Origin of the sequence: Bifidobacterium sp. wkB338 (assembly GCF_003688325.1) — a bacterium.
In the GTDB taxonomy this organism is placed as follows: domain Bacteria; phylum Actinomycetota; class Actinomycetes; order Actinomycetales; family Bifidobacteriaceae; genus Bombiscardovia; species Bombiscardovia polysaccharolytica.
In genome coordinates this window covers 266747-290610 of sequence record NZ_NPOR01000011.1, presented here as the reverse complement: position 1 = coordinate 290610, position 23864 = coordinate 266747, and the positions used below count along the sequence as shown (strand labels likewise).

The 23864-nt window shown below is 58.4% G+C and carries 20 protein-coding genes; 11 read left to right on the top strand and 9 right to left on the bottom strand.

The window, feature by feature from the left end; all coding sequences use genetic code 11:
• Positions 1 to 9: 9 nt before the first annotated feature.
• From CI603_RS02695 to CI603_RS02680, 4 genes are all read left to right on the top strand, one after another.
• A complete protein-coding gene (locus CI603_RS02695) occupies positions 10 to 1119 on the top strand; it encodes an alcohol dehydrogenase catalytic domain-containing protein (protein WP_121912940.1) in 1110 nt (369 codons plus the stop codon).
• Between the two features lie 55 nt (positions 1120 to 1174).
• A complete protein-coding gene (locus tag CI603_RS02690; RefSeq protein ID WP_121912939.1) occupies positions 1175 to 2638 on the top strand; it encodes an NAD-dependent succinate-semialdehyde dehydrogenase in 1464 nt (487 codons plus the stop codon).
• A 240-nt stretch (positions 2639 to 2878) separates the two neighbouring features.
• On the top strand, positions 2879 to 4303 hold the full coding sequence (locus CI603_RS02685) for a sugar porter family MFS transporter (RefSeq protein ID WP_121912938.1): 1425 nt from the start codon (positions 2879 to 2881) through the stop codon (positions 4301 to 4303).
• Between the two features lie 44 nt (positions 4304 to 4347).
• The gene (locus tag CI603_RS02680; protein ID WP_046323413.1) at positions 4348 to 5232 is read left to right on the top strand and encodes a sugar phosphate isomerase/epimerase; all 885 of its coding nucleotides are present in this window, start codon (positions 4348 to 4350) and stop codon (positions 5230 to 5232) included.
• A gap of 90 nt (positions 5233 to 5322) precedes the next feature.
• On the opposite strand, the gene CI603_RS02675 is transcribed toward CI603_RS02680, so the two are convergent.
• The 4 genes from CI603_RS02675 to CI603_RS02660 all read right to left on the bottom strand — a co-directional run bounded on the left by CI603_RS02675 (position 5323) and on the right by CI603_RS02660 (position 8916).
• The gene (locus CI603_RS02675; RefSeq protein ID WP_121912937.1) at positions 5323 to 5610 is read right to left on the bottom strand and encodes a putative quinol monooxygenase; all 288 of its coding nucleotides are present in this window, start codon (positions 5608 to 5610) and stop codon (positions 5323 to 5325) included.
• A gap of 243 nt (positions 5611 to 5853) precedes the next feature.
• Positions 5854 to 6795, bottom strand: coding sequence for a TIM barrel protein (locus tag CI603_RS02670; protein WP_046323415.1), 942 nt, complete (start codon positions 6793 to 6795; stop codon positions 5854 to 5856).
• Positions 6796 to 6804: 9 nt separating this feature from the next.
• The gene (locus CI603_RS02665; RefSeq protein ID WP_110425847.1) at positions 6805 to 7824 is read right to left on the bottom strand and encodes a Gfo/Idh/MocA family protein; all 1020 of its coding nucleotides are present in this window, start codon (positions 7822 to 7824) and stop codon (positions 6805 to 6807) included.
• Between the two features lie 201 nt (positions 7825 to 8025).
• Positions 8026 to 8916, bottom strand: a complete 891-nt coding sequence (locus CI603_RS02660) for an AraC family transcriptional regulator (protein WP_121912936.1) — start codon at positions 8914 to 8916, stop codon at positions 8026 to 8028.
• Positions 8917 to 9289: 373 nt separating this feature from the next.
• Here CI603_RS02660 and CI603_RS02655 point away from each other — a divergent pair, with 373 nt between their 5' ends.
• From CI603_RS02655 to CI603_RS02630, 6 genes are all read left to right on the top strand, one after another.
• Entirely contained in the window at positions 9290 to 10342 is a 1053-nt protein-coding gene (locus CI603_RS02655) for a 3-isopropylmalate dehydrogenase (RefSeq protein WP_121912935.1), read from the top strand.
• Positions 10343 to 10484: 142 nt separating this feature from the next.
• Positions 10485 to 11354 carry a sugar phosphate isomerase/epimerase family protein gene (locus tag CI603_RS02650; RefSeq protein ID WP_121912934.1) on the top strand — a complete coding sequence of 290 codons (870 nt, stop codon included), beginning with the start codon at positions 10485 to 10487 and terminating at the stop codon, positions 11352 to 11354.
• Between the two features lie 114 nt (positions 11355 to 11468).
• The gene (locus CI603_RS02645) at positions 11469 to 12257 is read left to right on the top strand and encodes a sulfite exporter TauE/SafE family protein (protein ID WP_121912933.1); all 789 of its coding nucleotides are present in this window, start codon (positions 11469 to 11471) and stop codon (positions 12255 to 12257) included.
• A gap of 180 nt (positions 12258 to 12437) precedes the next feature.
• Entirely contained in the window at positions 12438 to 14150 is a 1713-nt protein-coding gene (locus CI603_RS02640; protein ID WP_220702250.1) for a putative PEP-binding protein, read from the top strand.
• Between the two features lie 33 nt (positions 14151 to 14183).
• Positions 14184 to 15047 carry a transketolase gene (locus CI603_RS02635; RefSeq protein WP_121912932.1) on the top strand — a complete coding sequence of 288 codons (864 nt, stop codon included), beginning with the start codon at positions 14184 to 14186 and terminating at the stop codon, positions 15045 to 15047.
• Positions 15048 to 15105: 58 nt separating this feature from the next.
• On the top strand, positions 15106 to 16086 hold the full coding sequence (locus CI603_RS02630) for a transketolase family protein (protein WP_121912931.1): 981 nt from the start codon (positions 15106 to 15108) through the stop codon (positions 16084 to 16086).
• A gap of 141 nt (positions 16087 to 16227) precedes the next feature.
• On the opposite strand, the gene rho is transcribed toward CI603_RS02630, so the two are convergent.
• Positions 16228 to 18129: a transcription termination factor Rho gene (gene rho, locus CI603_RS02625; RefSeq protein WP_121912930.1), complete on the bottom strand. Its 1902-nt coding sequence runs from the start codon at positions 18127 to 18129 to the stop codon at positions 16228 to 16230.
• Between the two features lie 195 nt (positions 18130 to 18324).
• Between rho and CI603_RS02620 the strand changes: the two genes are divergently transcribed.
• Positions 18325 to 18987: a TetR/AcrR family transcriptional regulator gene (locus CI603_RS02620; protein ID WP_121912929.1), complete on the top strand. Its 663-nt coding sequence runs from the start codon at positions 18325 to 18327 to the stop codon at positions 18985 to 18987.
• Between the two features lie 59 nt (positions 18988 to 19046).
• Here CI603_RS02620 and CI603_RS02615 read toward each other — a convergent pair whose 3' ends face one another.
• The 4 genes from CI603_RS02615 to gatB all read right to left on the bottom strand — a co-directional run bounded on the left by CI603_RS02615 (position 19047) and on the right by gatB (position 23859).
• Positions 19047 to 20636 carry an NAD(P)/FAD-dependent oxidoreductase gene (locus CI603_RS02615; protein ID WP_121912928.1) on the bottom strand — a complete coding sequence of 530 codons (1590 nt, stop codon included), beginning with the start codon at positions 20634 to 20636 and terminating at the stop codon, positions 19047 to 19049.
• Positions 20637 to 20774: 138 nt separating this feature from the next.
• Positions 20775 to 21089 carry a DUF2469 domain-containing protein gene (locus CI603_RS02610; RefSeq protein WP_029678206.1) on the bottom strand — a complete coding sequence of 105 codons (315 nt, stop codon included), beginning with the start codon at positions 21087 to 21089 and terminating at the stop codon, positions 20775 to 20777.
• A complete protein-coding gene (locus CI603_RS02605) occupies positions 21086 to 22189 on the bottom strand; it encodes a GNAT family N-acetyltransferase (protein WP_183122219.1) in 1104 nt (367 codons plus the stop codon). The genes CI603_RS02610 and CI603_RS02605 overlap by 4 nt, the downstream gene beginning before the upstream one ends.
• A 167-nt stretch (positions 22190 to 22356) precedes the next feature.
• Complete coding sequence (gene gatB, locus CI603_RS02600) at positions 22357 to 23859, bottom strand: Asp-tRNA(Asn)/Glu-tRNA(Gln) amidotransferase subunit GatB (RefSeq protein WP_121912926.1); 1503 nt, start codon at positions 23857 to 23859, stop codon at positions 22357 to 22359.
• Between the last annotated feature and the right edge of the window lie 5 nt (positions 23860 to 23864).

The window sequence follows — 23864 nt, the reverse complement described above, 5'->3', positions numbered from 1 at the left end:
GAGCACTATATGGACATCACCGGCGCTGTGCTGAGGACGATGGGTACGCCCGGCCCGTATGCACGGACCATACCGCTGTCTATCGAACACCTTGAACTGGATCCGCCCCAGCAGGACGAGATATTGGTCAAGGTCACCGCTTCCGGCATCTGCCATTCAGACCTGTCGGTCGTCAACGGCAGCAGACCGAGGCCCATGCCGATGCTGCTGGGCCATGAGACCACGGGCATCGTGCAGGCCTTAGGGCCTGGGGTCGAGGACTTGAAGGTCGGGCAGCATGTCACACTGGCCTTTCTGCCTCGCTGCGGCAAGTGCGCCAACTGCCTGACAGGCGGCCGGCTGCCCTGCACTCCTGGCTCCAAGGCCAATCAGGCCGGCACCCTGATGAACGGCGGCATTCGCATCCACAAGGGACCGGAGCGGATATACCACCACGTAGGCGTCTCCGGCTTCGCCACCTACGCCGTCGTCGATCGACGCTCAGCTGTGCCTGTCCCAGAGGAACTTCCCTCTGCCATAGCAGCCGTCCTGGGTTGTGCCGTCCTCACCGGCGGAGGCGCCGTGCTCAACGCCGCCGACCCCCAGGACGGGCAGGATGTCATGGTGATCGGACTGGGCGGAGTCGGCATGAGCGCCCTGTTGACGGCTGCAGCACTGGGCAGAGGCCGGGTCATAGGGGTGGACCGCAACAAGGATAAGTTCAACGATGCCTTGGGCATGGGCGCCACCGATGTCTACACGGTTGACGAAGCCCTAAGCAAGGGCATCAAAGCGCCTATCGTCATCGAGGCAGCCGGCGCTCCAGGAGTCCTGGACCAGGCCTTCGAACTGACGGACATCGGTGGCAAAACCATCACGGTAGGGTTCCCGGATCCCTCGGTCAGAGCGTCACTGCCATCCAGCGTCATCACCGGTGAGGCACGAACAGTCATCGGCAGCTACCTGGGATCGGCGGTCCCCGCTCAAGACTTACCCAGATATGCCCGACTATGGCTGGACGGGAAGCTGCCGGTGGAAAAGCTCATCAGCAATCACATCAGGCTTGATGACATCAACGAAGCCATGGACGACCTCGACAGGGGCCAGGCCTTGCGGCAAATCATCGAATTCGACTCATGAGCCAAGACCCGGACCGAACTAGCACCGCTTACGCCTTGATGAGAAAGGACACACAGTGAAGTGGACAAAGAAAATCGACACAGTGCTGCCAGAGGCATCGAACACCCTGTTTATCAACGGGCAATGGAGGAAATCCCGGACGGGAAGAACATTCGCCGTCGACAACCCATCAACTGGCGAGCGCCTGTTCGAACTGGCCGATGCCGGAGCTGAGGATGCCATTGATGCCTTGGATGCCGCAAGTTCCAGCGCCGAAGGCTGGGCAGCCTCTACGCCCGTCGAGCGCCGAAATCTGCTGGACAACAGCTACGAGGCGGTCATGGACAACAAGAAGCTCTTTGCCGAGCTCATGACCAAGGAAATGGGCAAGACATACCAGGAAGCCCTGGGCGAGGTCGATTATGGAGTCGGCTTCCTCAAGTGGTTTGCCGAAGAGGCCATGCGCTCATATGGACGGACCTTCCACCTGCCCGACGGCCGCAAGGGCCTGGTGACCCACGATCCCGTGGGCCCCTGCTATCTGGTGACGCCCTGGAACTTCCCCTTGGCTATGGCCACCCGGAAAATCGGACCTGCGCTGGCAGCTGGTGACACCATGATTGTCAAGCCCGCAGGTTTGACGCCGCTGACAACCCTGGCCATGGTTGAGGTCCTCCGCCAGGCCGGCGTTCCCGACGGAGTAGTCAACGTCATTACTTCAGAGCACTCCCCCGAAATATCCGATGCGCTCTTCGCCGACGGTCGACTGCGGAAGATCAGTTTCACAGGCTCCACCACGGTTGGCAAGACCCTGATGAAGCAGGCCGCCGACCAGGTTCTGCGCACATCCATGGAGCTGGGTGGCAACGCCCCCTTCCTGGTCTTCGACGACGCGGACATCGACCAGGCAGTCCAGGGGGTCATGATGGCCAAGTTCCGCAACAACGGCCAGGCCTGCACCTCCGCCAACAGAATTTTCGTCCAGGACGGCATAGCCGATGAATTCGTCAACAAGCTTCAGCGGGCGGTCAGCGCTCTGAAAGTCGGGGACGGCATGGACCCCTCCACCGATATCGGACCGCTTATCAACAAGAAGGCAGTGGACCGCATGGAGCGCATCGTCAAAGATGCCGTGGATGCCGGGGCCGACCTGCTGGCAGGCGGCCATCGCTCCGATCTCGGCGAATGTTTCTTCCAGCCCACCCTTCTGGACCATGTGCCGCGGGAGTGCGAAGTCTTCCGTGAGGAGATTTTCGGCCCCGTGCTGCCTATCTCCCGATTCAGCAGCGACGAAGAAGGAATGAAGGCAGCCAATGACACCATCTATGGTCTGGCCGCCTATGCCTACACCAGATCGATCAAGCGCAGCGAGTGGGTCCAAGGCCATGCTCAAGCCGGCGTGCTCGCCATCAACTCCGGTGTCCTTTCCGATGCTTCAGTGCCTTTCGGAGGTGTCAAGCAGTCCGGCATGGGCCGTGAGGGCGGCAGCGAAGGCATCTACGAGTACCTGACCACCAAGTACACGCTCCTTATTCCCTGATCGCCTGCAAGACCGACCATCCTCCTTCCACAAGAAGCGAGCGCCGACCATCAATATCCTGGTTGGTGTTCGCTTCTTGTTGTTTCAGAAACGCGCACATCTGATATCAGTATTTATAGAAAACGCCTCTCCCCCTCATTGGGACGCTCAATTTTCCTTAGGCTTATAGCAGTCAGATCCACCGCCGATAACGATGTCGGAGCATTGGATACGGCATCATGCCAACTTGGAGGAACACCCATGTCCACCACCTATAGGGAGATCAGCCGCAACCTCGACATAGAGAAGCTGGCCGCCAACCGACGGCGATACTCCAGACTCATGATCGCTCTGGGCATTTTCGGAGGCGGTCTGTATGGCTACACAACCGTGGTCCTATCGGGGGCCCTGGTCACCATGAACTTCCACGGACAGGGACTCAACGCCTTCCAACAGGGAGTCCTGACAGCAGGGCTCCTCCTGGGCGCTGCCGTGGGATCCTTCCTGGGAGGCTCGTTGGCCGACCGATACGGCCGGAAGAAAATGATCATCACCGGTTCCTGCATCTCACTGCTGGCTTGCGCGGCCTGTGCACTGGCGACCGACTTCTCCCTTTTCCTCATTGCTAGAATCTCAGTCGGACTGGGTGTTGGATTCACCTCCTGCGTGGTGCCTATGGCCATCGGCGAGCTGGCTTCGGCGGACAAACGCGGCCGCTTGGTGTCTGTCAACTCGGTAATGATCAATATTGCGCAGCTCCTGGCTACCTGCGTCAACGCCATATTGGCCAAGGTCGCCGACTGGCATGCCATGCTCTGGGCCAACGTAGTGCCCGCGCTTTGCCTGGTCATCATCGCTTTTCTTATTCATGACACACCCAACTACTTCATTCGCCATGGCATGAACGATCAGGCCGTGCGCGTCCTGCTCTCCACACGCGATGAACAGGAAGCCAAGCAGACCTATGAGTCCATGCAGACCAGTCTGGCCTCCTCCAGCCGAGACTCACAGCACGCCAAGAAGGAGAGCTTCTCCACGCCATGGCTCCGGCGGGTGCTCATCGTTGGCATAGGCCTGGCCGTCATGCAGCAGTTCTCCGGAGTCAACGCCATCAACTTCTTCGCCCCCACCATCTTCTCGACCACGCTGGGATTCGGATCAACCGATTCAGTCATCGCCATGGTGCCGGTCATGCTGGTCTCGGCCATAGCCGCCGTGGTATTTGGCCTGATCCTGATCGACAAGATCGATCGCAGAACCGACCTGCTGATAGGCACGGCCGGCGTGACCGTATTCCTGACTGCCATCGGCATCTGCTACCTCTTCATTCAGGGGGGCAACACCAGCAAGGCTATGTCCTGGACCTTGATCGCCATCATGATGATTTACCTGCTCTTCGCCCAAGGAAGCATGGCACCCGTCACCTGGCTGATGATCGCCGAAATCTTCCCCACCGCAGTCAGGGGCCAGGGGATGGCATACGCCAATATCGCCGTCAACACCTCCAGCTTCATACTGACATTGATTTTTCCGGTCATGCTCGAAAAACTGGGCGGTGCAGGCTCCTTCTTCGTTTTCGCACTGATCAACGCGGGCGCCTTCCTTTTCACCAAGGCCCTGGTTCCGGAGACACGCGGCAAAACCTTGGCCCAGATAGAAGCGGAGGCCCGGCAACGCGTTAAGTGATGCCACACAAAACAACAACGCATACAAGCATCAGGAGGAGTGACATGGCTCTCATCAGCATGAATCAGACCGTGACCATGTACGGCAACGTACGAACCGATATACGTCTGGCCAAGGAGGCCGGCTACGACGGCATTGACCTGCAGACACCCAAACTCTACCGTTACCTGGACAAGGGATTCACTGCAAAGAGCCTGCTGCCTCTGCTTGACGGGCTCGCGGTCAGCGACATCGGGTCCATTCAGGACATCGAGCGGGAGGGATCCGCTGCCAGGGATCTGATGGACGAGGTGCGACGCATGTGCCAGGTGGCCTCTGAACTGGGGGCCCAGTACATCCAACTGTGCACAGGACCGGGACGGTGGGAGGTGGTCGAGGACTATGCTGCGGGCAGGCTCGCCGATGATGACCCCCGATACCGAGGCTTCCTGGGACGCGATGAGGCAGAGATGATCCGCGTTACCGCCCAAAACGTCCAAGAAGCTGCAGACATCGCAGCCGACTTCAACCTAGGCATCTACCTGGAGCCCCTGGCCTGGGCTCCGCTGAACCGCTGCAGGCAGATACTGGAGGTCATCGATCAGGCTTCCAGACCCAACATCGGTTTGGCCGTGGACACCTGGCAGTTCTATTCGGCCGGGGATACTCCTGACGACGTGCGGGCGCTGCCGGGAGATCTGATCAAGGCCGTTCACGTATCTGACGGGCTGGCTCTGACCCCCGGCAAGGATGTTGCCAACATGGACATCTACCGCAACACCATGATCGGAGGCGGCGTCATCCCCCTGCAAGAATGGCTGGATGCCGTGAAATCCACTGGCTTCGACGGCTGGTATTGCCCCGAGATCTTCTCCGACAGAGCCAGCGAAGAGGATATGGCGACCATGGCCGCCCTCACCCGGCAAACCATAGCCAGCCTGCTCTACTGAAACTTGCAGCCAAGCAGCCCGGCCCCTTGTACCGGACCGGGCTTTCCCTATGAGATCATCCGTTGATACAACAATGTCAGCAGGCGAGAATCAGACCAGCTGCCTACTGATGATGTCCTGAACGCCCTCCTCGGTAAGATTGCACATCTTGGGGAAAAGCGTCTTGAAATGTTGGCTCTGGCAGTGCGCTTCGTGGCTGTCGGGCGTGGGCCAGAACTCGATGAAAGCAAATTCATTGTGATTATCCGCTCGCTGAACAAAATGATAGCCGCCGCATTGTGGCTCAGCGGCTGACTTGCGAGCAAGCTCAGTCATCACTTTCAAAAATTCGTCCATGTTCTCGTCCTTGACGTGGACCGTGGCGTAAATGACTTCCATGACTTGTAATCCCTTTCAGACAAACACATACGCACGCCAGCTATTGGCGGTTTACGACTTGCGACGACCGTCAAAAAATGGGCCGGGGGGTGAGGGCTATCGGTTCAACCAGAACATCTGACTGCGAGAGCCATACTTGTTGCTGCCCCGCCCCACCCCTGGGCCTGTTGAAAAAAGAAAACCGGCATCCGACAGTATTCGCATACACATCGCCAGACACCGGTTCCGTTGACATATTGAGAATCAGAGAGTACCCAGACCGCAGGAAGCGAGATACTCGCGGGTCTTGATCGCATTAGGCAGAGGGAAGGAGGGATCAGCAGGATAGAGATCCTGCTCGCAGATCACATACATTTCCTTGTCCAAGGCCGCCAAGGCGTCGACCAGCTCCTGCATATCAGGCTCGCCGGCCGGGGGTGTCACCGATGCACCGCGGGCCACCGCTTCGCCGAAAGGCCAGTCCTTCTCATGGGCTTCCTTGACCAAAGCCGGGTCGAAAGCCTTGATATGAACGTAGGTGATCCTTTCAGGATACTTCTTGACCATCTCGATAGGATCACCGCCGCCGTACACGATATGGCCGGTATCCAGGCACAGATTCACATATTCAGGATCCGTGTTCTCGAAGATCCTGGCGATCTCCTCAGGGGTTTCGATATGGGAATCGCCATGAGGATGCAGGACCATCTTCAGCCCATAGTCCTCTTTCATGATCTTGCCCAGCTTGTTGGCATTGGTAATGTAGGTGTTCCAAGCCTCGGGGGACAGGACGCGGTCATCGGTCCACTCCCAGGTCTTGTCATCACGGTAGAGCGGCGGCAGATGCACGATGTACTCTGCGCCGACAGCGGCATGGGTCTCGGCGATCTCGCGGAAGTGCCGCTCGGTCTCCGGCCATTGTTCCGGCTTGTGCAGGACTCCCCAGCTGGTTCCGGCCACCACCTTCATGCCGTATTCATCGGTCCAAGCCTTGAGCTCCTTGGGATCCTTGGGGAAGTAACCCCAGGGGCCTGTTTCAAGAATCTCGAATCCGGCCTCAGCCATCTCCTTCATTGTCTGACGGGGAGGAATCTGCTTGTCGTCATTGTCGAACCAGACACCCCACTGGTCCGGGCATACACCGATGGACAGCTTGGAGTATTTGGGATCCTTCAGATTGCGAGCCTTGCCCTTGTTGTTTGTCATGATCGCGCCTTACTGCTCTTGGAAGAAGGACGGGGTCTCGGGCAGCTCGATCTTCTTGCGGATGCCGCCCTCGTCGCGCGAAGCGAAGAGCGCATCGCAGGTCACGCAGGCGATGAGGCCATCCCAGGAGGTGGGACCGGTCAGCTGGTCGGCGTTGATGCCGTCCACGAAGGCCTGCATCTCGCGGTCATAAGCCTCCTTGAAACGCACGGTGAAGTCATTGGGGATGGACTCGCGCTCGGACTCGGCCACCTTGACGATGGTGTTCTGCGGAGTGTGCAGGGCGATCTCGCCCTCCTCGCAGACCACACGGCAGTTGATGTCGTAGCCCATGTGGTTGCAGACGAAGACCTCCAGGTCGATGTGGACGCCGGACTTGGTGTCCATCTCGATGATCTGCGGATCGTGCAGTCCCTTGTGGGTGTGGCGGGTCTGCTTCTTGGGCAGGAAGCAGAAGACCGAGTCGTAGTCCTCGCCCAGCAGCCAGTGCAGCACGTCCACCTCATGGATGGCGGTCTCCACAATGGCCATATCGGAGTTGTAGTTGAGCGGGGTGTCCTCATTGCGATGGGCGCAATGAATCAGCAGGGGCTCACCGTAGGTCTTGTTCTGGATGGCCTGCTTGATCTCCTGATAGCCCTGATCGAAGCGGCGCATGAAGCCCACCTGGACCAGACGCTTGCCTCCGGCGATCTCGGCGTCGACCACACGACGGCAGCCGGCAGCGGAGGTGGTCAGCGGCTTCTCACTGAGCACGTACTTCTTCTGCTTGATGGCTTCAAGAACAAACTGCTCATGGGTCTCATGAGGCAGGGTCGCCACCACGACAGCGTCGATGTCCGGGGAGTCAATCAGGTCCTTGCCTGTTGCATAGACCTTGGCCCCGTACAGATCAGCCATCTTCTGAGCCCGTTCCGGTATCAGATCGCAGACGCCGGCGAGAGTGGCACCGTTGATTCTGGTCGAAAGACGCTTGGCATGGTCGGAACCCATGGTTCCAACACCGATGATTCCAATACGTAGTGTCATCTTCGTTCACTTTCCCTTGGCGATGTAATTGCTATCGCAGTAATTACTTTGTTATTGAGGGAGCTGCACTGCGTCCCTCTCATTGCATCGTAGGGGGCCACGCGCTCCCCGACTGCTGCCAATCGACCGGGAAAACACCTTTTCTTATCTTCCCTGCAGAAATCTGAATATTGGGCATCGCATTTTCAGAAAACCTGCAGACTATGAAAAATTCCGTCGAAACTCGGAAGGCGAGACTCCCACAAGCTTCTTGAAGGAGGACGAGAAGTGCGAGCTCACCGTGAATCCGCACTCCTTGGTGATCTGAGCGATAGGGATCTTGCTGGTCGTCAGCAGGTATTTGGCATGCGAGATTCGGCATTCCAGGACGAATTGATGCACACCCATGTCCAAATGGCGCTTAAAAGCATGAGAGAGCTGCGACTCGCTCGTATTCAGAATCTTGCTGAGCGCATGGATGGATACATCTGAGTCGAAATGCCTATTGATGTATCGTATGGCCGCTGACAGATCCGGGGGTACATTGTCGTCATAGTGCACCTCCAGGCTCTCATCGACTCGGCGAGTGAGCAGCACCAACACATGCTCCAAACGGCGGTGGAGCAATTCGTCCAATTGTCTTCGCGACAGTGACACATCCCCGGAGCGCATCTGGTCCAGTATGGAGGTGAGTTCATCCCCGGCATCTTGAGAATCCGTGAACAAAGGACCGTTGACATCCTGCAGATAGTCAGCGTATGCCTGTACGCCGTTGCCCTGAAAATGCAGGTAGGAGAATCGCGTCAGCCCGCTTGACCGGTAATCATTATGGTTTTTGCAGTCCAGCAAAACAACGTCTCCTGCATGAGCAGTAAATGAAGCACCCTCATAGACATAATCAAGACTGCCTGACTCAATGAAGAACAGGAGGAAGGAGTTCATATACTCACGTTTGCAAGAATAGTCCGAATTGACCCGGTACGTCCCGCCCCACAGCGGATGGAGGAAGACTGCGCGCGCCAGCCTTCCTGCGTCATTTATCTGTATGGCTTTCTTCCCGAGAATGCCGGATTCATCCGCCGGTATCCATTTTTTATAATCCTTAGGTGTCATATCCCACGATCCCCTTTACTCGCGTCCTTGCCAGTTCAGGTCCATGAATTGTGCTTTTATTGCTTTATTCTATTAGATTGCGTTGTTGAAATGTTGTCTGCTCTGTGCCCCCCTCCCCCGGGCAACACCCAAGGACCGATACACACGGGGCAGCAGAAGGCACGGATATTCAGCATACTGCCTGTCGAATGATCCGCTGTATTTTCATGTTATGCAGCTATTGGACAGTCCTCTACCCACTTTGATAAGTAAATCAAGGGAATGGCGAATTTTCGACACGATTATGCGAATATTGATATGAAAATCCCGTATATCGGTCTTTTTAGTGGTTTTCTGATTGCTATGCCGCCGGGCAATCATTAACATGAAAGGCATGAATACCCAAACATCAAAGAAGACATTGGACATCGCGGTCATCCCCGGTGACGGAATCGGCCGTGAAATCGTGCCAGTCGCGCAAGCTGTACTCAAGGAAGCCGTTGGCGACAGCGTTTCCTTTAACTACACCAACTATGATCTTGGCGCTGATCGCTACCTGCGCGATGGCACCCTCATCACAGACGAGCAAATCGAGGACATGAACAAAAAGGACGCCATTCTACTAGGTGCTGTCGGCGATCCTCGAGTCAAGTCAGGAATCCTGGAGCGCGGCCTGCTGCTCAAGCTCCGCTTCGCATTTGACCAGGCCATCAACATGCGGCCCTCCAAACTCTACCCCGGCGTCAAATCCCCTTTGGCCGACCCTGGCGACATCGACTTCGTCGTCATCAGAGAGGGCACGGAAGGCCTGTATTCCGGCATGGGCGGTCTGCTTCGCATGGGCACTGAACACGCCATAGCAACCGAGACCTCGATGAACACCGAATTCGGCATCGAGAGGGCGGTGAGGTTTGCCTTCGAACTGGCTCGCAAGCGCGGAGGCAAGAAGCACGTAACCATGGTCAATAAGACCAACGTACTCTACTATGCCGGTCAACTCTGGCTGTGGGTCATGGACAAGGTCGGCAAAGAGTACCCTGACGTGACCTATGACTACCTGCATGCCGATGCCTGCACCATCTTCCTGGTCACCGATCCCTCCCGGTTCGACGTGATTGTGACCGACAACCTCTTCGGAGACATCATCACTGACGAGGCCGGCGCAGTTGTGGGCGGAATCGGCTATTCGGCATCAGCCAACATCAACGTGACCGATGAGCATCCCTCCATGTTCGAGCCCATCCACGGCTCCGCCCCCGACATTGCGGGCAAGGGTATAGCCAACCCTTCGGCCACGGTCCTGTCTGCCGCCATGCTCCTGCAGCACTTCGGGTACGACGAAGCAGCCGCCCGCATCGATCGCGCCGTGGAAGCGGATGCTGAGGAGAACTCCTCACGCAAACGCAGCACGGATCAAATCGGCCAGGACATCATCGCAAGACTGTAAACAAGCAGCAACATACCTGTAAGCGCTCCGGAGGATTGAAACTCTGAACTCCGGGCGCCTACCTACCCTGTCTGCAGCAAGGATGCCGACGAACAGGACGAACCAAGGGCATCCATAAGTTCCAACAACGAGGTTAGACAATATGAAAATCGCATTGGATCCCACACCATTCCATCCCGACCTGCCATTCCTGGAACTGCCCAAGGCGGTAGCGGACGCCGGCTATAAGTACATGCAGCTGGCTCCGCACGATGCCTTCCTGCCGTTTTATGTGCATCCCAAGGCGGACGACGAACTGGTCAAGGACTTCGCGGCCGCTCTGAAGAAGGCGAACGTTGAGCTGTGCTCGCTGCTGCCGGTCTACAGGACCTCCTGGCCCGACGAGCGAGAGCGGCAGACAGCAGTGCGCAATTGGAAGCGGGCCATCGAAATCGCGGCTCTGCTGGACGTGCACGTCATCAACAGCGAATTCAGCGGCATACCGGAGCGCTATGAGGAGTCCGAGGCTGCCTTCTACGCGACCATGGAGGAAATACTGCCTCTGCTTGAGCGGGAAGGCATCCGCATCAACTTCGACCCGCATCCCTACGATTTCGTCGAGAACGGCATTGATGCGCTAAGGATCACACGAGGCCTCAACAGCCCGCTGGTCGGTGCGGTGTACGTGGCTCCTCACACCTTCCACTACGGCAACAATGTGGACGGGATCACAGCTCTGGCCGGCAAACGACTCAGGTCGGTCTATATCTCAGACAGCTATGACCATCATCGTTCGCATGATCTGCGGTATATAGCCAATCCTCCGGGAACCAACGCCCGCGTTCACCAGCACCTGAAAGTGGGCGACGGCGATGTGGACTTCAAGGCCCTGTTCGCCGCCCTGAAGAAGAACGGGTTCCTGGACCGGGAGGATTCCATCATCGTCTCCAACGTATTTGCCGAGGACGAGACCGCCCATGAAACGTCCGTCTACCAGCGTGAAACCATAGAACGCCTGGTGGCGGAAGCCTGAACGCAACTGCCTGTTTCCTCAGGAGTTGCCATGTCGGCCGACACTGATGTGACGCAGTGTCGGCCGACACATCTTCTTATAAAGAGCGTGCGCCAACAAAGGAAGTGACCTAACATGAACCTCTGGCTGATCATCGGTTTGGCGGCGGCTGCTGTCCTGATCGGCCTGGACAAGTCGTTGATACCAGGCTCAGCCATCCTGGCGGTGGCCGCTCTGGCGTCACTGATGCCCGCCAAAGAAGCCACCGAGCTGACGCTGATCATGGCTGTCGTCGCTGACTGGACCGCCATCTGGGCCTACCGGCATGACATTGTGCTGGCTTCCTTGCTTAGACTGTTGCCGACTGTGACCATAGGCATCCTTGCCGGCGTCTGGTTCTTGTATCACGCTGACAATGACGCGACCAAAAAGATTATAGGGGTCATACTTGCCTGCTTCATTGCGCCTTACTTCCTCTCGCGCATAAGGTCCGCGCTGAAAACGCGGCAGAGGGGCAAGAGTCAAGCCCCCCAAGTCGAAACCAGAAGCAAGAACAGGCAGAAGCAGTGGATAAGCGTGGCATTCCACATGCTCTGCGGCGTTCTGGCGGGTTTTACCACCATGGTAGCCAATGCCGGAGGACCGGTCACAGCCGTCTATTTCAGCAGCGAGCGGTTGCCGGTCAAGCAATTCCTAGGCACCACGGCAGCTTTCTACTTAGTAGTGAATATGGTGAAGCTGCCTTTCGCAGTCGGACTGAACACAACCAACAGAGAAACCGCGCTTGCCCTCCTATGCGTTCTCCCGCTCACATTGCTCGCCGTCTTCTGCGGCAGGCTGATCGCCGGTCACGTCAACCAGAAAGCCTTTACTGCGGCAATCTATATCTTCGCAGTCATCGCCGTCATCAACCTTCTGGTCTGAAAGGCGCCATTATGGCAACAGTACCGATTCCTGCACAAAAATTGGCAGAACGCTCCCAATCTCAGCAAAAGACCAAGACAGACTTGAATCTGGTTGAAGGCTTACTACCTCTGCCAATGCCGAGAACAAACACAGCGCGTGTTGTCTATTCAACGCCTTCGATCCAATGAGGGAAATGCTATGCGCAACACTACAGAACAATTCGTGTACAAGCTGTCTGAAGGCGATGCCTCCATGCGTGATCTGCTGGGAGGCAAGGGAGCCGGTGTGGCTGAGATGACCAAACTCGGCATGCCTGTGCCCGAAGGTTTCACTATCACCACGCAGGCCTGCAGAAGCTATCTATCCGGATCCAATGACATCAGCCAGGAAATCCACGAGCAGGTGCTGAGCAGTCTGTCCGATCTGGAGAAAGCCACTGGCAAGCGACTCGGGGACGGCGTTAATCCCCTGCTGGTATCGGTCAGATCAGGAGCTCAGGTCTCCATGCCCGGCATGATGGACACCATTCTCAATCTGGGACTGAACGAAGAGGTGGTGCAGGCTCTGATCAGTAAGACCGACAACCCCCGCTGGGCCTGGGACTCCTACCGCCGGTTCATTCAGATGTACAGCAATGTAGTGATGGGCGTGCCCGAGGAAGTCTTCGAACAACGCCTCTCCGAGCGCAAGACCGAGCGACAGGTCAGCGGCGACAACGACCTGGATGCCGAGGACATGGAATGGCTGGCCCACCGTTTTCTGGACGACTACAAGCAGCAGGAAGGCCGCGAGTTCCCGACCGATCCCACCATCCAACTCTTCGAATCCATCAAGGAGGTCAGGGCTAATGCGGACACGCCGGAAGATGCTCGGCGTTCACAGGAGCTGGGTGCTGAGGGAATCGGCCTGTGCCGCACCGAGCATATGTTCTTCCAGCCCGATCGCATCGAAGCCATCAGACGGATGTTAGTGGCAGCAGACGAAGAAGAACGCCAGGAAGCCCTCGATGCCCTCCTGCCTATGCAACGCGAGGACTTCACCGCCATGTATGAGGCCTTGGGCGGAAGGCCGATGACTGTCAGACTGATCGATCCGCCACTGCACGAATTCCTGCCCAAAACCGCTCAGGCCGTGGAAACTCTGGCAAAGGCGACCGGGCATACAGCCGAAGAGATCAAAGACACTGCTGACGAACTGACCGAGGTCGATTCCATGCTGGGACACCGGGGATCCCGCCTGGCAGTCACCTACCCCGCCATCGCCCGCATGCAGACCCGGGCCGTAGTGGAAGCCGCCATCCAGGTCAAGCGCCGACACCCCGACTGGTCCCTTGCTCCAGAAATCATGGTGCCTCTGGTCAGCGAGCCGGCGGAATTCGAATACGTCAAGCAGGTTGTGGAGGAGACGGCAAACCAGGTCATCAGGGAATCCGGGCTTCCCATGTACTGCTCGGTCGGAACCATGATCGAAACCCCCAGGGCGGCACTGCTGGCCGGTGATATAGCAGCCGGCGCTGAATTCTTCTCTTTCGGCACCAACGACCTTACCCAGACGACCTTCGGGCTCAGCCGGGACGATGCCGGCTCCTTCCTCCAGGACTATTACGACAAGGGGCTTCTGCAGGAGGATCCCTTCTCCCATCTGGACCAAGCGGGAGTCGGCAGGCTGGTTGAGATGGCGGTGAAGTATGGCAAACGCACCCGTCCGAACCTGAAGGTCGGCATATGCGGCGAGCACGGCGGGGATCCCTCCTCCATCGAATTCTGCGAGCGCGTTGGCCTGGACTATGTATCCTGCTCAACCTACCGGGTGCCGGTGGCGAGACTGGCCGCAGCCCAGGCCAGTCTGGGCAGGCATGCGCCCGAACGCAGGAAGGACAGCAATCAGGAAAACCAAACACCGCCGCAATAAGAACCAATCTACAAGAATAGTAAGGAAATCAACATGAACGAAAGCACCGATGCGGACAAGGTCAGAGAACTCAAACAGTTCGCTGGTCGGATCAGACAGGAGACGATCAAGGAGATCTCAGCCTTTGGGACCGGCCACGTAGGGGGATCCCTGTCGATAGCCGACCTTTTGGCCGTCCTGTACGGGCAGGAGATGAACATCAAGCCCGAGGATCCACAGTGGGCCGACCGGGACTGGTTCGTCCTGTCCAAGGGCCACTGCGCCCCGGCCCTATACGCCACACTCGCCTTGCGCGGATACTTCCCCATGGATTGGTTGAATACCCTCAACCGCAACGGGACCAACCTTCCCAGCCATGCCGACAGACTCAAGGTTCCCGGAGTGGACGTAACCGCCGGGTCCCTGGGTCAGGGGGCCTCAGTAGCCTCCGGCGTTGCCCTGGGACTGAAAATGGATGGTCGGGACAACAAGGTCTATCTGGTCATAGGAGACGGCGAGAGCCAGGAGGGGCAGATTTGGGAGATGGCCCTTTTCGCCGCCCAGCATCGCCTGGGCAATCTGATTGCTTTCATGGACTATAACGGCCTGCAGCTGGACGGATACTGCAAGGACATCTGCTCCTTGGGAGATGCCGCAGCCAAGTTCGAGGCTTTTGGGTGGCAGGTCGTTGACGTTCCCGATGGCAATGACGTCCCCTCCATTCTTCAAGCTTTGGAGACAGTCCACAGCAAGACACAAAAGACCGACGACCGACCTTCAATGATCGTGCTTCACACGGTCAAGGGCCTGGGATGGTCCGAGATTGCCGGAACTCCGAAGAGTCATTCAACAACAATCAACGAGCAGCAGCGCGACCAGGCTTTGGCTGAAATCCAAACAATGATGGATGCAGCCTGAGCATGAGAGCCATGTGCGCGAGCCCAATTGCACACGGACAGGTGAAAAGGGAAGAGGAATGATAGAACATACTTTGGAAAACGAGAAACAGGAAATGCGGCAGGCCTTCTGCCAGTGCCTCCTCGATCTGGCGGCCGACGAGGAGCGCCTGGTTCTGCTGGATGCTGATTTGATGAGTGCCATGGGCACCAAGCCCTTCCAGGAAGCCTACCCTGAACGGACAGTGGACTGCGGCATCCAGGAAGCCAATATGATCGGCACTGCGGTAGGACTCTCCCTTACCGGCAAAATACCGTTCGCACACACCTTCGCCTCCTTCATGAGCCGAAGGGCCATGGACCAGATATTCATTTCCGGCGCCTACAGCAAGGCCAATGTCAAACTCATTGGCTCCGACCCGGGAATCACCGCCAAGACCAATGGCGGCACCCACATGTCCTTTGAGGATATGGGGATCATGAGGGGCATCCCCACAATGACCGTCCTGGAAGCCACCGACATCACCATGCTGAAATGGATAATGGGTTGGATGTCCCGAACCTACGGCATGCAATACATGCGGTTGGTGCGCAAGCAGTGCGTCAAAATCTACCGGGATGGAACTGATTTTCAAATAGGAAAAGCCGTGCAGGTCATGAATCAGTTCGATGCACAGGCAACCATCATCGCCAGCGGCGTCTGCGTGGCTGAATCCATCAAAGCCGCCCGTACCCTGAGCGATGAAGGCATAGGGGTCCGCATCCTCGACATGTTCACTTGGAAACCATTGGACAATCAGGCTGTGATCGATGCGGCCAAACAGACCGGGGCTATCGTGACCGCCGAGAACCACAATGTCAACACAGGTCTGGGTGCTGCCGTCAGCGAAGCAGTGGCAAGCAGCTGTCCGGTTCCTATCGAATTCATTGGAGTGCACGACCGATTCGGCCAGGTCGGCGACCAGGACTATCTGGCTCAGCAGTACGGAATGACCGCAAAAGACATTGTAGAAGCCGTCAGAAAAGTCGTCGATAGAAAGCGCCTGTATCTTCACCGCTGACATCTAAGACGTCACCGGAGCACAGAAGAGGGGCAGGGTGTCGGATTGCCGGCACTCTGCCCCTTATTGACCTGTGGCTTAACGCGCGAACTCTAGCCTGCAGCCCTGGACCGGGTTGCACGCACGTTTACCGGATCATTCCTATTTCTGAGCCAGCATGGACTGGTTGATCGCCGCCAGGAAGTCCCGGTTGGTGGCGGTCTTCTTCAGCCTGGGCACCAGGGTCTGGTAGGCCTGCTCGGTCTCCATGCCGCCCAGGAGGCGACGCAGCCGGTAGACCACAGCCAGCTCCTCGGGTGCGGTAATCAGCTCCTCGCGCCGGGTGCCGGAGGCGTTGATGTCGATGGCGGGGAACATGCGCTTGTCGGCCAAATCCCTGGTCAGCCTCAGCTCCATATTGCCGGTGCCCTTGAACTCCTCGAAAATGACCTCATCCATCTTGGAACCGGTCTCCACCAAGGCCGATGAGATGATGGTCAAAGAGCCGCCGTTCTCGATGTTGCGTGCGGCACCGAAGAAGCGCTTGGGCGGATAGAGGGCCTGAGCATCCACGCCGCCGGAGAGGATGCGTCCGGAGGCGGGAGCCGAGATGTTGTAGGCGCGGGCCAGACGGGTCATGGAATCCAGAAGGACCACCACATCCTGTCCCAGCTCCACCAGGCGCTTAGCCCGTTCGATGGCCAGCTCGGCCACGGTGGTGTGATCGCTGGCGGGACGGTCGAAGGTGGAGGAGATGACCTCGCCCTGAACCGTGCGCTCCATGTCAGTGACCTCCTCGGGCCGCTCGTCCACCAGGACCACCATCAGGTGCACCTCGGGGTTGTTGGCGGTGATGGAGTTGGCGATGGACTGCAGGGTCAGGGTCTTGCCGGCCTTGGGCGGCGAAACGATCAAACCGCGCTGACCCTTGCCAATGGGAGCGACGATGTCGATCAGACGACCGGTGATGTTCTTGGGCTGGGTCTCCATCCGCATGCGCTCCTGCGGGTAGAGGGGAGTCAGCTTGTTGAAGTGAGGGCGCCCTGCAGCGTCCTCCACGCTCATACCGTTGATGGTGTCAATGGCCTGAAGAGGAACGAATTTCTGCCGCTGATTGCGATGCTCGCCCTCGCGGGGGGGACGGATGGAGCCATGCACGGCATCGCCCTTGCGCAGGCCGTACTTCTTGACCTGGCCCATGGAGATGTAGACATCGTTAGGGCCGGGCAGGTAGCCGGAGGTGCGCACGAAAGCATAGGAGTCCAGCACATCCACAATGCCTGCCACGGGGACCAGATCCTCGGGCTTGAAGTTCTCCCTGGGCTCATAGTCACGATCCCGGCCGCTGCTGCGATGGTTGTTGCGGTTACGTCGGTCGTTGCGATCGTTGCGGTCATTGCGGTCGCCTCGGTTTCGGCGATCATAGCCGTTGTGACGGTAGTCGCGCCCCTCCTCGCCGCGATCCTCATAGCTGCGCCGACGGGGCCGGTCATTCCGTGAAGGCAGTGCTGCCAGAATGTCGTCCAAATTGCGCACTGAACCTGAGCCGGAACCTTCGCGCTCCTCACCATGCTCACGCTCGCTCCGGCCGCGGTTGGTGTGGGAGCCTCGGGATGAATCCGTGCTGCGGTGGCGGCGACGGGATATGACCACGTTCTCCTCGTCGGCCACGGTATGGGGGAAGCGGTTCCGGTGCTCGGTATGACCGCTCTTATGATCGTCAATGCCCAAAACATCGAAGAGGTCTCCGACAGGACTGTCACCCTTATCACCCTTGGATTCCTGGGTTTCCGTGGACTCCTGTCCGCCTTCCGCGGAGGACTTCGCCTCCTGCTTTGTCGGCTGCTGCTGATCGGCGGCCTGGCCTCCCTTGGCCACGGCGGCCGCAGCCTTGGGCTTGCCAACGGTTACTCCCTCAGGGGCCTTGCCACCCGAGCGTGCCGCCTCGATCGTCTCGATCAGGACCGGCTTGCGCATGCCGGAAATACCGCGCAACCCCAGCTGCCTGGCCAATTCCTTGAGTTCGGGCAGCTTCATGGAATGAATATCTTGGCTTGTTGCCACTGTTGTAATGCCTTTCCTTCGCTATGCCTAATTAGGCTAGGCAAATAGCTTGAGAATAGTGCGGGGGTACCGCTCATGAAAATTCGATGCCGACTCGGCTTATCGAACTTCCATAAGCCTACAACGACTGCCCGACCGGTGCAAGGAACAGCCTGCGTGTCCAAATATTCATGGGTAAACCTCTAGACTGGGCATATGAATGATCGATCATCTCTGCGTGAGCAACGGCGGAGCGAATTCGTAACCACCGCCATGCGGGTCTTCGACCGGAAAGGTGCCGCAAACACCTCCCTGCGCGACGTCATCCACGCCATGAACCACGGCAAGGGCGTGGGCATGAGCGTTTTCTATTACTACTTCAAATCCAAGGACGATCTGATAGATGCCTGCGTGCGCACTTACCTGGCCTCCTACGTGGATCATGTGGTCGACATTCTGCATGATTCTGACCTGAACGTTCAAGAGGCGCTGGACGACATCTGCCCGCATCTGATAAGGGCCATCTGGAAGATGGACGTCATCTTCGCGGACAAGGCCAACTGGTACAGCTACCTGAGCACCAACAGCAATGTGATGGAAGGCTTCGTCAGACAGATTATCGACCCTTTGACCAAGGCACTGGACCGCTGGCTGGATCGGGGTGACCTTCCGCAGACTCCGCTGATCCAAACGGCCGGCACCCATACAGTGGCCTGGCTGATGGCCGACGGGCTCTCGTCCATCGTCAGCAACGGCAGAGAAGCCGCCGGCCACCCGCAGATCAGAGAGGTGGTCCGCCAACGGGTCCGCGAGAGTGTGGCCTTCTTCTCACAGCTGCTGGGCCTGCCTCTGAAGGCGCCGGCCATCGCCCTGTCGTGATGGCAAAGCCCCCGAACTTTCGATCGGAGGCTTAAAACGAAACGAAAGCCGAGGTTTGTCTACTTCTCCTCGTGATAAGACTTCTCGGTATTGACGTTCCAGACGTTGGTCTTGTCGGCACGCCCCGATTTGATGTTGGCCACGGCTTCCATGGATGTAGCCATGGAGTGGTCCTGGTTGTTGTAGTGGTGCTGCCCGTTGCGACCCACGCAGTAGAGGTTGCCGAAGGAGTCCAGCCATTTGACCAGCTCCGGCATCTGGGCGTAGGTATCGAAGTAGGCCGGGTAGGCCTTGACCACCCGCTCCCGGTGGGAATCCAGCACGTCGGCAGGGCCGTTGATGATGCCCATCCGGGTCAGCTCCTTGATGGCGAAGTCAGTGGTCTGCTGATCGCTCATGCTCCAGAAGTCATCACCCTCTTTGCAGAAGTACTCCAGGCCGATCCAGACAGTTCCGTCCACGTTCTTGACCATGTAGGGGCTCCAGTTGTTGAAAATCTGGATGCGGCCCATCTTGTAGCCGGGATCCTGCACATAGATCCAGCAGTCGGGAACGATGGGCGGATCACCCAAGGTCTTGATAGAGGTGGTGTTGCGGATGCGCAGGTGGCGGACCAGCAGGCCAACGGTCACGAAGTCACGGTAAGGCAGACCCTGAGCCACCCTGACCATTTCCTTGTCGGTGGACGGCTCCTCGTGGGCGATGGCCTCCACCAGGTCTTTGATGGGCATGGAGGAGATGATCTGGTCGGCTTGCAGAGTCACTTCTTTGCCATCAGCGTTGCGATAGATGACACCGGTCATGTGGCCGTCATGCTGAGTCAGTCCGATTACGCGGGCATCGGTGATCACGTGGACCCCGTGCTCCACATTGCGACGCTCCACGGTCTCCCAGAGCTGACCCGGACCCAGCTTGGGGTACCAAAACTCCTCGATCAGGCTGGTTTCGACCTGATGGGCATCGCGCTTCTTGGGCAGCAGCTTCTGGAAGGCGTTCTTGAGCACGCCCATGATGCTGAGCCCCTTGACCCGCTGGGCGCCCCAATCGGCGCTGATCTCGCGCGGGTGACGGCCCCAGAGCTTTTCGGTGTAGCCCTCGAAGAACATGGAGTAGAGCTTGCGGCCGAAGCGGTTGATATAGAAGTTCTCCAGGTTGTTCTCAGGCAGCTTGTGGACGACGGACTTCAGGTAGCTGAACCCGGCCTGCATGGTCAGCTTGAAGCCCATGGCCCTGAGGGTGTTGAGCGTCAAGGAGATGGGATAGTCGAAGAAGTGGTGGTTCCAGTAAATCCTGGAGACGCGGTGACGCTTGAGCATGACCCGGTCGGTCTTCTCCGGATCAGGGCCACCGGGTTCCAGGTCGTGGTGGCGGCCAAGTTTTTTATCGTCATAGGAGGGCGCGCCCTGCAGAGGCAGGACCTCCTTCCACCAGTCCATGATCCGGTCATCCTTGGAGAAGAACCGATGGCCGCCAATGTCCATGCGATTGCCGTTATGCCGGACCGTGCGGGAGATGCCGCCGAAGGCATCAGTGGCCTCCAGAACAGTGACATCATAGCGCTCATCGCCGCCGTCCTTGACCAGTTCCCATGCCGCTGTCAAGCCGGCGGGCCCTCCGCCGATGACGATCACGGACTGCTTGCGCTCCATGCCAACCTCCTGAAAACCGTATGAAATCACCACTACTGTACCTGGCTCGTCCCAGGCCAGAGGCTGCCGAGGGACTTCCCACACGAATTCCCGCCATTGCGTGGAACAAACGTGATGATGCTCGCCCCTGAGCGATATTTAGCCCAACGCATCGGGGATGTCGATATCCGTCTTTTGCACTTCCTCCACATTGACATCTTTAAAAGTGACGATGCGGACATTCTTGACGAACCGGCTGGACCGGTAGACATCCCAGACCCAGGCATCGGTCAGCCGGACGTCGAAGTAGACATCCTGCCCAGCGGACCGGACGTTGAAGTCCACCTTGTTGGCCAGGTAAAATCGCCGCTCGGTCTCGACCACATAGGTGAACAGCTTGATCACGTCCCGGTACTCGCGGTACAGGGCCAGTTCAGCGTTGGTCTCGTAGTTGTCGAGATCCTCAGCACTCATCGACTACCTCCATTCGCGCGATCACGGCCATGGCCAAGCGTACGCCACCAAGCACGCTTGGAACGTTTGGTCTCAGCCGACCCATAGGCCCAATCAGATGCCGTATGCTCCTCGCCGGACTGCTCGGCAACAGATTCGTCAGAATCAGGCTTATCCCCGGCATCTGTGACGTCCGTCTGACCAGAGTCTGCCCTCTCATCATTCCTGCTGTCAGATCCTGCATGGTCTTCAGCAGGTTTGTCTGAATGCGGGCCACCTGATGCAGACGAATCCTGAGATGCCAAGGTGGACTCCCCAGGCTCGGACCCGCTTATACCACCATTCTCATCCGCGGCGTATCCGTGTGCAACAAGAGCTTCGGCCACACCGGGGTTTTCGCGGATGACGTGCATGCCGAAAGCATTCAAAGAACGGATGGGATCATACTCGTCAACCAAAGCGTCCATGACGATCTGATCCTGATACTTGCCGTTCTCGGCATCCCAGAGCGCATCACGGGAGGTACCCGAAATCATGAATCCCAGAGACTGGTAGACAGAGATCGAGCGAGTGTTTTTCTCTGGCACAGCCACCCAGATCCGGTGCAGGCCCAGACCCGTAGGAGCAGCCGCGTACCCGTAGGTCATGATTCTGGGCATGGCATCCCGGGAGTAGCCACGCCCGCGGAAGTGCCTGCCCAGGACCACCTGGATTCTGGCCGAGCGTGACCAGCCGTCCACGTCGATCAGGAAGATCATGCCGATGACCCCCTTGGTGGCATCAGCATCGGGCGAGCCGTCCTGGTCGGTGTCCGCATCAGTGACCATGGCCCAAGCCAGGGTGCGGCGGGACTCGGGATCGCCCACGCCCGAATCACGGGCAGCCAGACCCTTGGACCAGGCCACCGATCGACGCACCCAGGCATTGACCACGGCTCGTTCGGCGCTAGGCCCCTTACCGGTGATGCCGGTGGAATTGTAAAAGGCCTCCAGCTGGTCCATTGCCGTCAGATCGGCGATGACGGCCGGCCGCAGGTGCAACATCTCGCCCCGGATGTAGGGAATCTCAATCCGGTCGGGCAGCTGCCTGTCCGCCACGTCGTCAGGTCCCTCGGATTGCATTTGCGGTCGGTCATTGCCCCTGCCGCTCATAGACATCACGTCACCTCCATGATCGCCACCTTGCGATGGCAATCAATTGTAATCCCTCGCCCCTGGGAAAACCATGAGAGGCTGGGCAGGTCCGCCGGTCCGAATCCGATGGAACCAGGTCGGCGGACCGGGCGTGGTCAGGACTTAGCGATGCGCTCCATGACGATCTTGCTGACAGCCTTGGCATCGGCCTGGCCCTTGGTGGCCTTCATGACCGCTCCGATAATAGCGCCCATGGGCTTCATATTGCCGCCTTTGAGCTTGGCCACGATGTCCGGGTTGTCCTTAAGGGCCTGGTCGACGGCAGCATCCAGAGCCCCGTCGTCCGAAACCACCTGGTAGCCGTGCTTCTTGACGACCTCGCTGGGCTTGCCCTCGCCCGCCAGCACGCCGGAGACGGTCTGCTTGGCCAGCTTGTCATTGAGTTTGCCGTCGGCAATCAGCTGCTCCACATCGGCAACATCCTGAGCCGAAATGGGCAGCTCCTGCAGGCTGACCCCACGGGCGTTAGCTTCGCGGGAGATCTCGCCCAGCCACCACTTGCGGGCTCCGGCAGCCGTAGCGCCGGCCTTGACCGTATCCTCGATCAGGTCCACAGCATCGGCGTTGACCGCATCCTGCATTTGTCTGTCGGTGAAATCCCACTCCTTCTTGAGACGGGCGCGGCGTTCGCGCGGCATCTCCGGCATCTGAGCCTTGAGCTCCTCGATATGATCCTTGGTCACATGGACCATGACCAGGTCAGGATCGGGGAAGTACCGGTAATCGTTGGCATCGGTCTTGACACGGCCGCCTGCCGTGGTCTGTGTGGACTCATCCCAGTGGCGGGTCTCTTGCAGCACCTCCCCGCCGGACTCCAGCAGGGCTGCCTGACGGCGGATCTCGTAGGTCAGCGTCTTCTCGATGCCCTTGAAGGTGTTGACGTTCTTGGTTTCCGACCGGGTTCCCAGAGGGGCGTCCGGCCCGGCATGCAGGGAGACGTTGACGTCGGCGCGCATGTTGCCCTGCTCCATCCGGGCGTGGGAGATGCCCAGGGCCCGGACGATGTCTCGGATGGCCCGGACGTAGGCCCCTGCCACCTCGGGGGTACGCGCCCCGGCGCCCTCGATAGGCTTGGTCACGATCTCGACCAGAGGGACACCAGCACGGTTGTAGTCCACCAGGGAGTGATCGGCACCCTCAATGCGGCCGTCAGCCCCGCCTACGTGGGTGTTCTTGCCGGCATCGTCCTCCACATGGGCCCGCTCGATGGGCACGCGGAAGATGCTGCCGTCGTCCAGCTCCACATCCAGATAGCCCTCGCCATTCAGGGGCTTGTCATATTGGGAGATCTGATAGTCACGGGGCATGTCCGGATAGAAATAGTTCTTTCTGGCGAACTGGCTCCACTCATTGACCTTGCAGTGCAGGGCCAGGCCCAGCTTGACCGCATAGTCGATGGCGGTCTTGTTGACTACAGGCAGGCTGCCGGGCAGGCCCAGGGAGACCGGGGTCAGCTGGGTGTTGGGCTCGCCGCCGAACTCGATATGGGCCGGGCAGAAGAGCTTGGTGTTGGTGCAGAGCTCGACATGGACCTCCAGGCCGAACACCGGGTCGTACTTGGCCACGGCATCGGCGTACTTCATCAGTTTTTCAGCCATTGTGA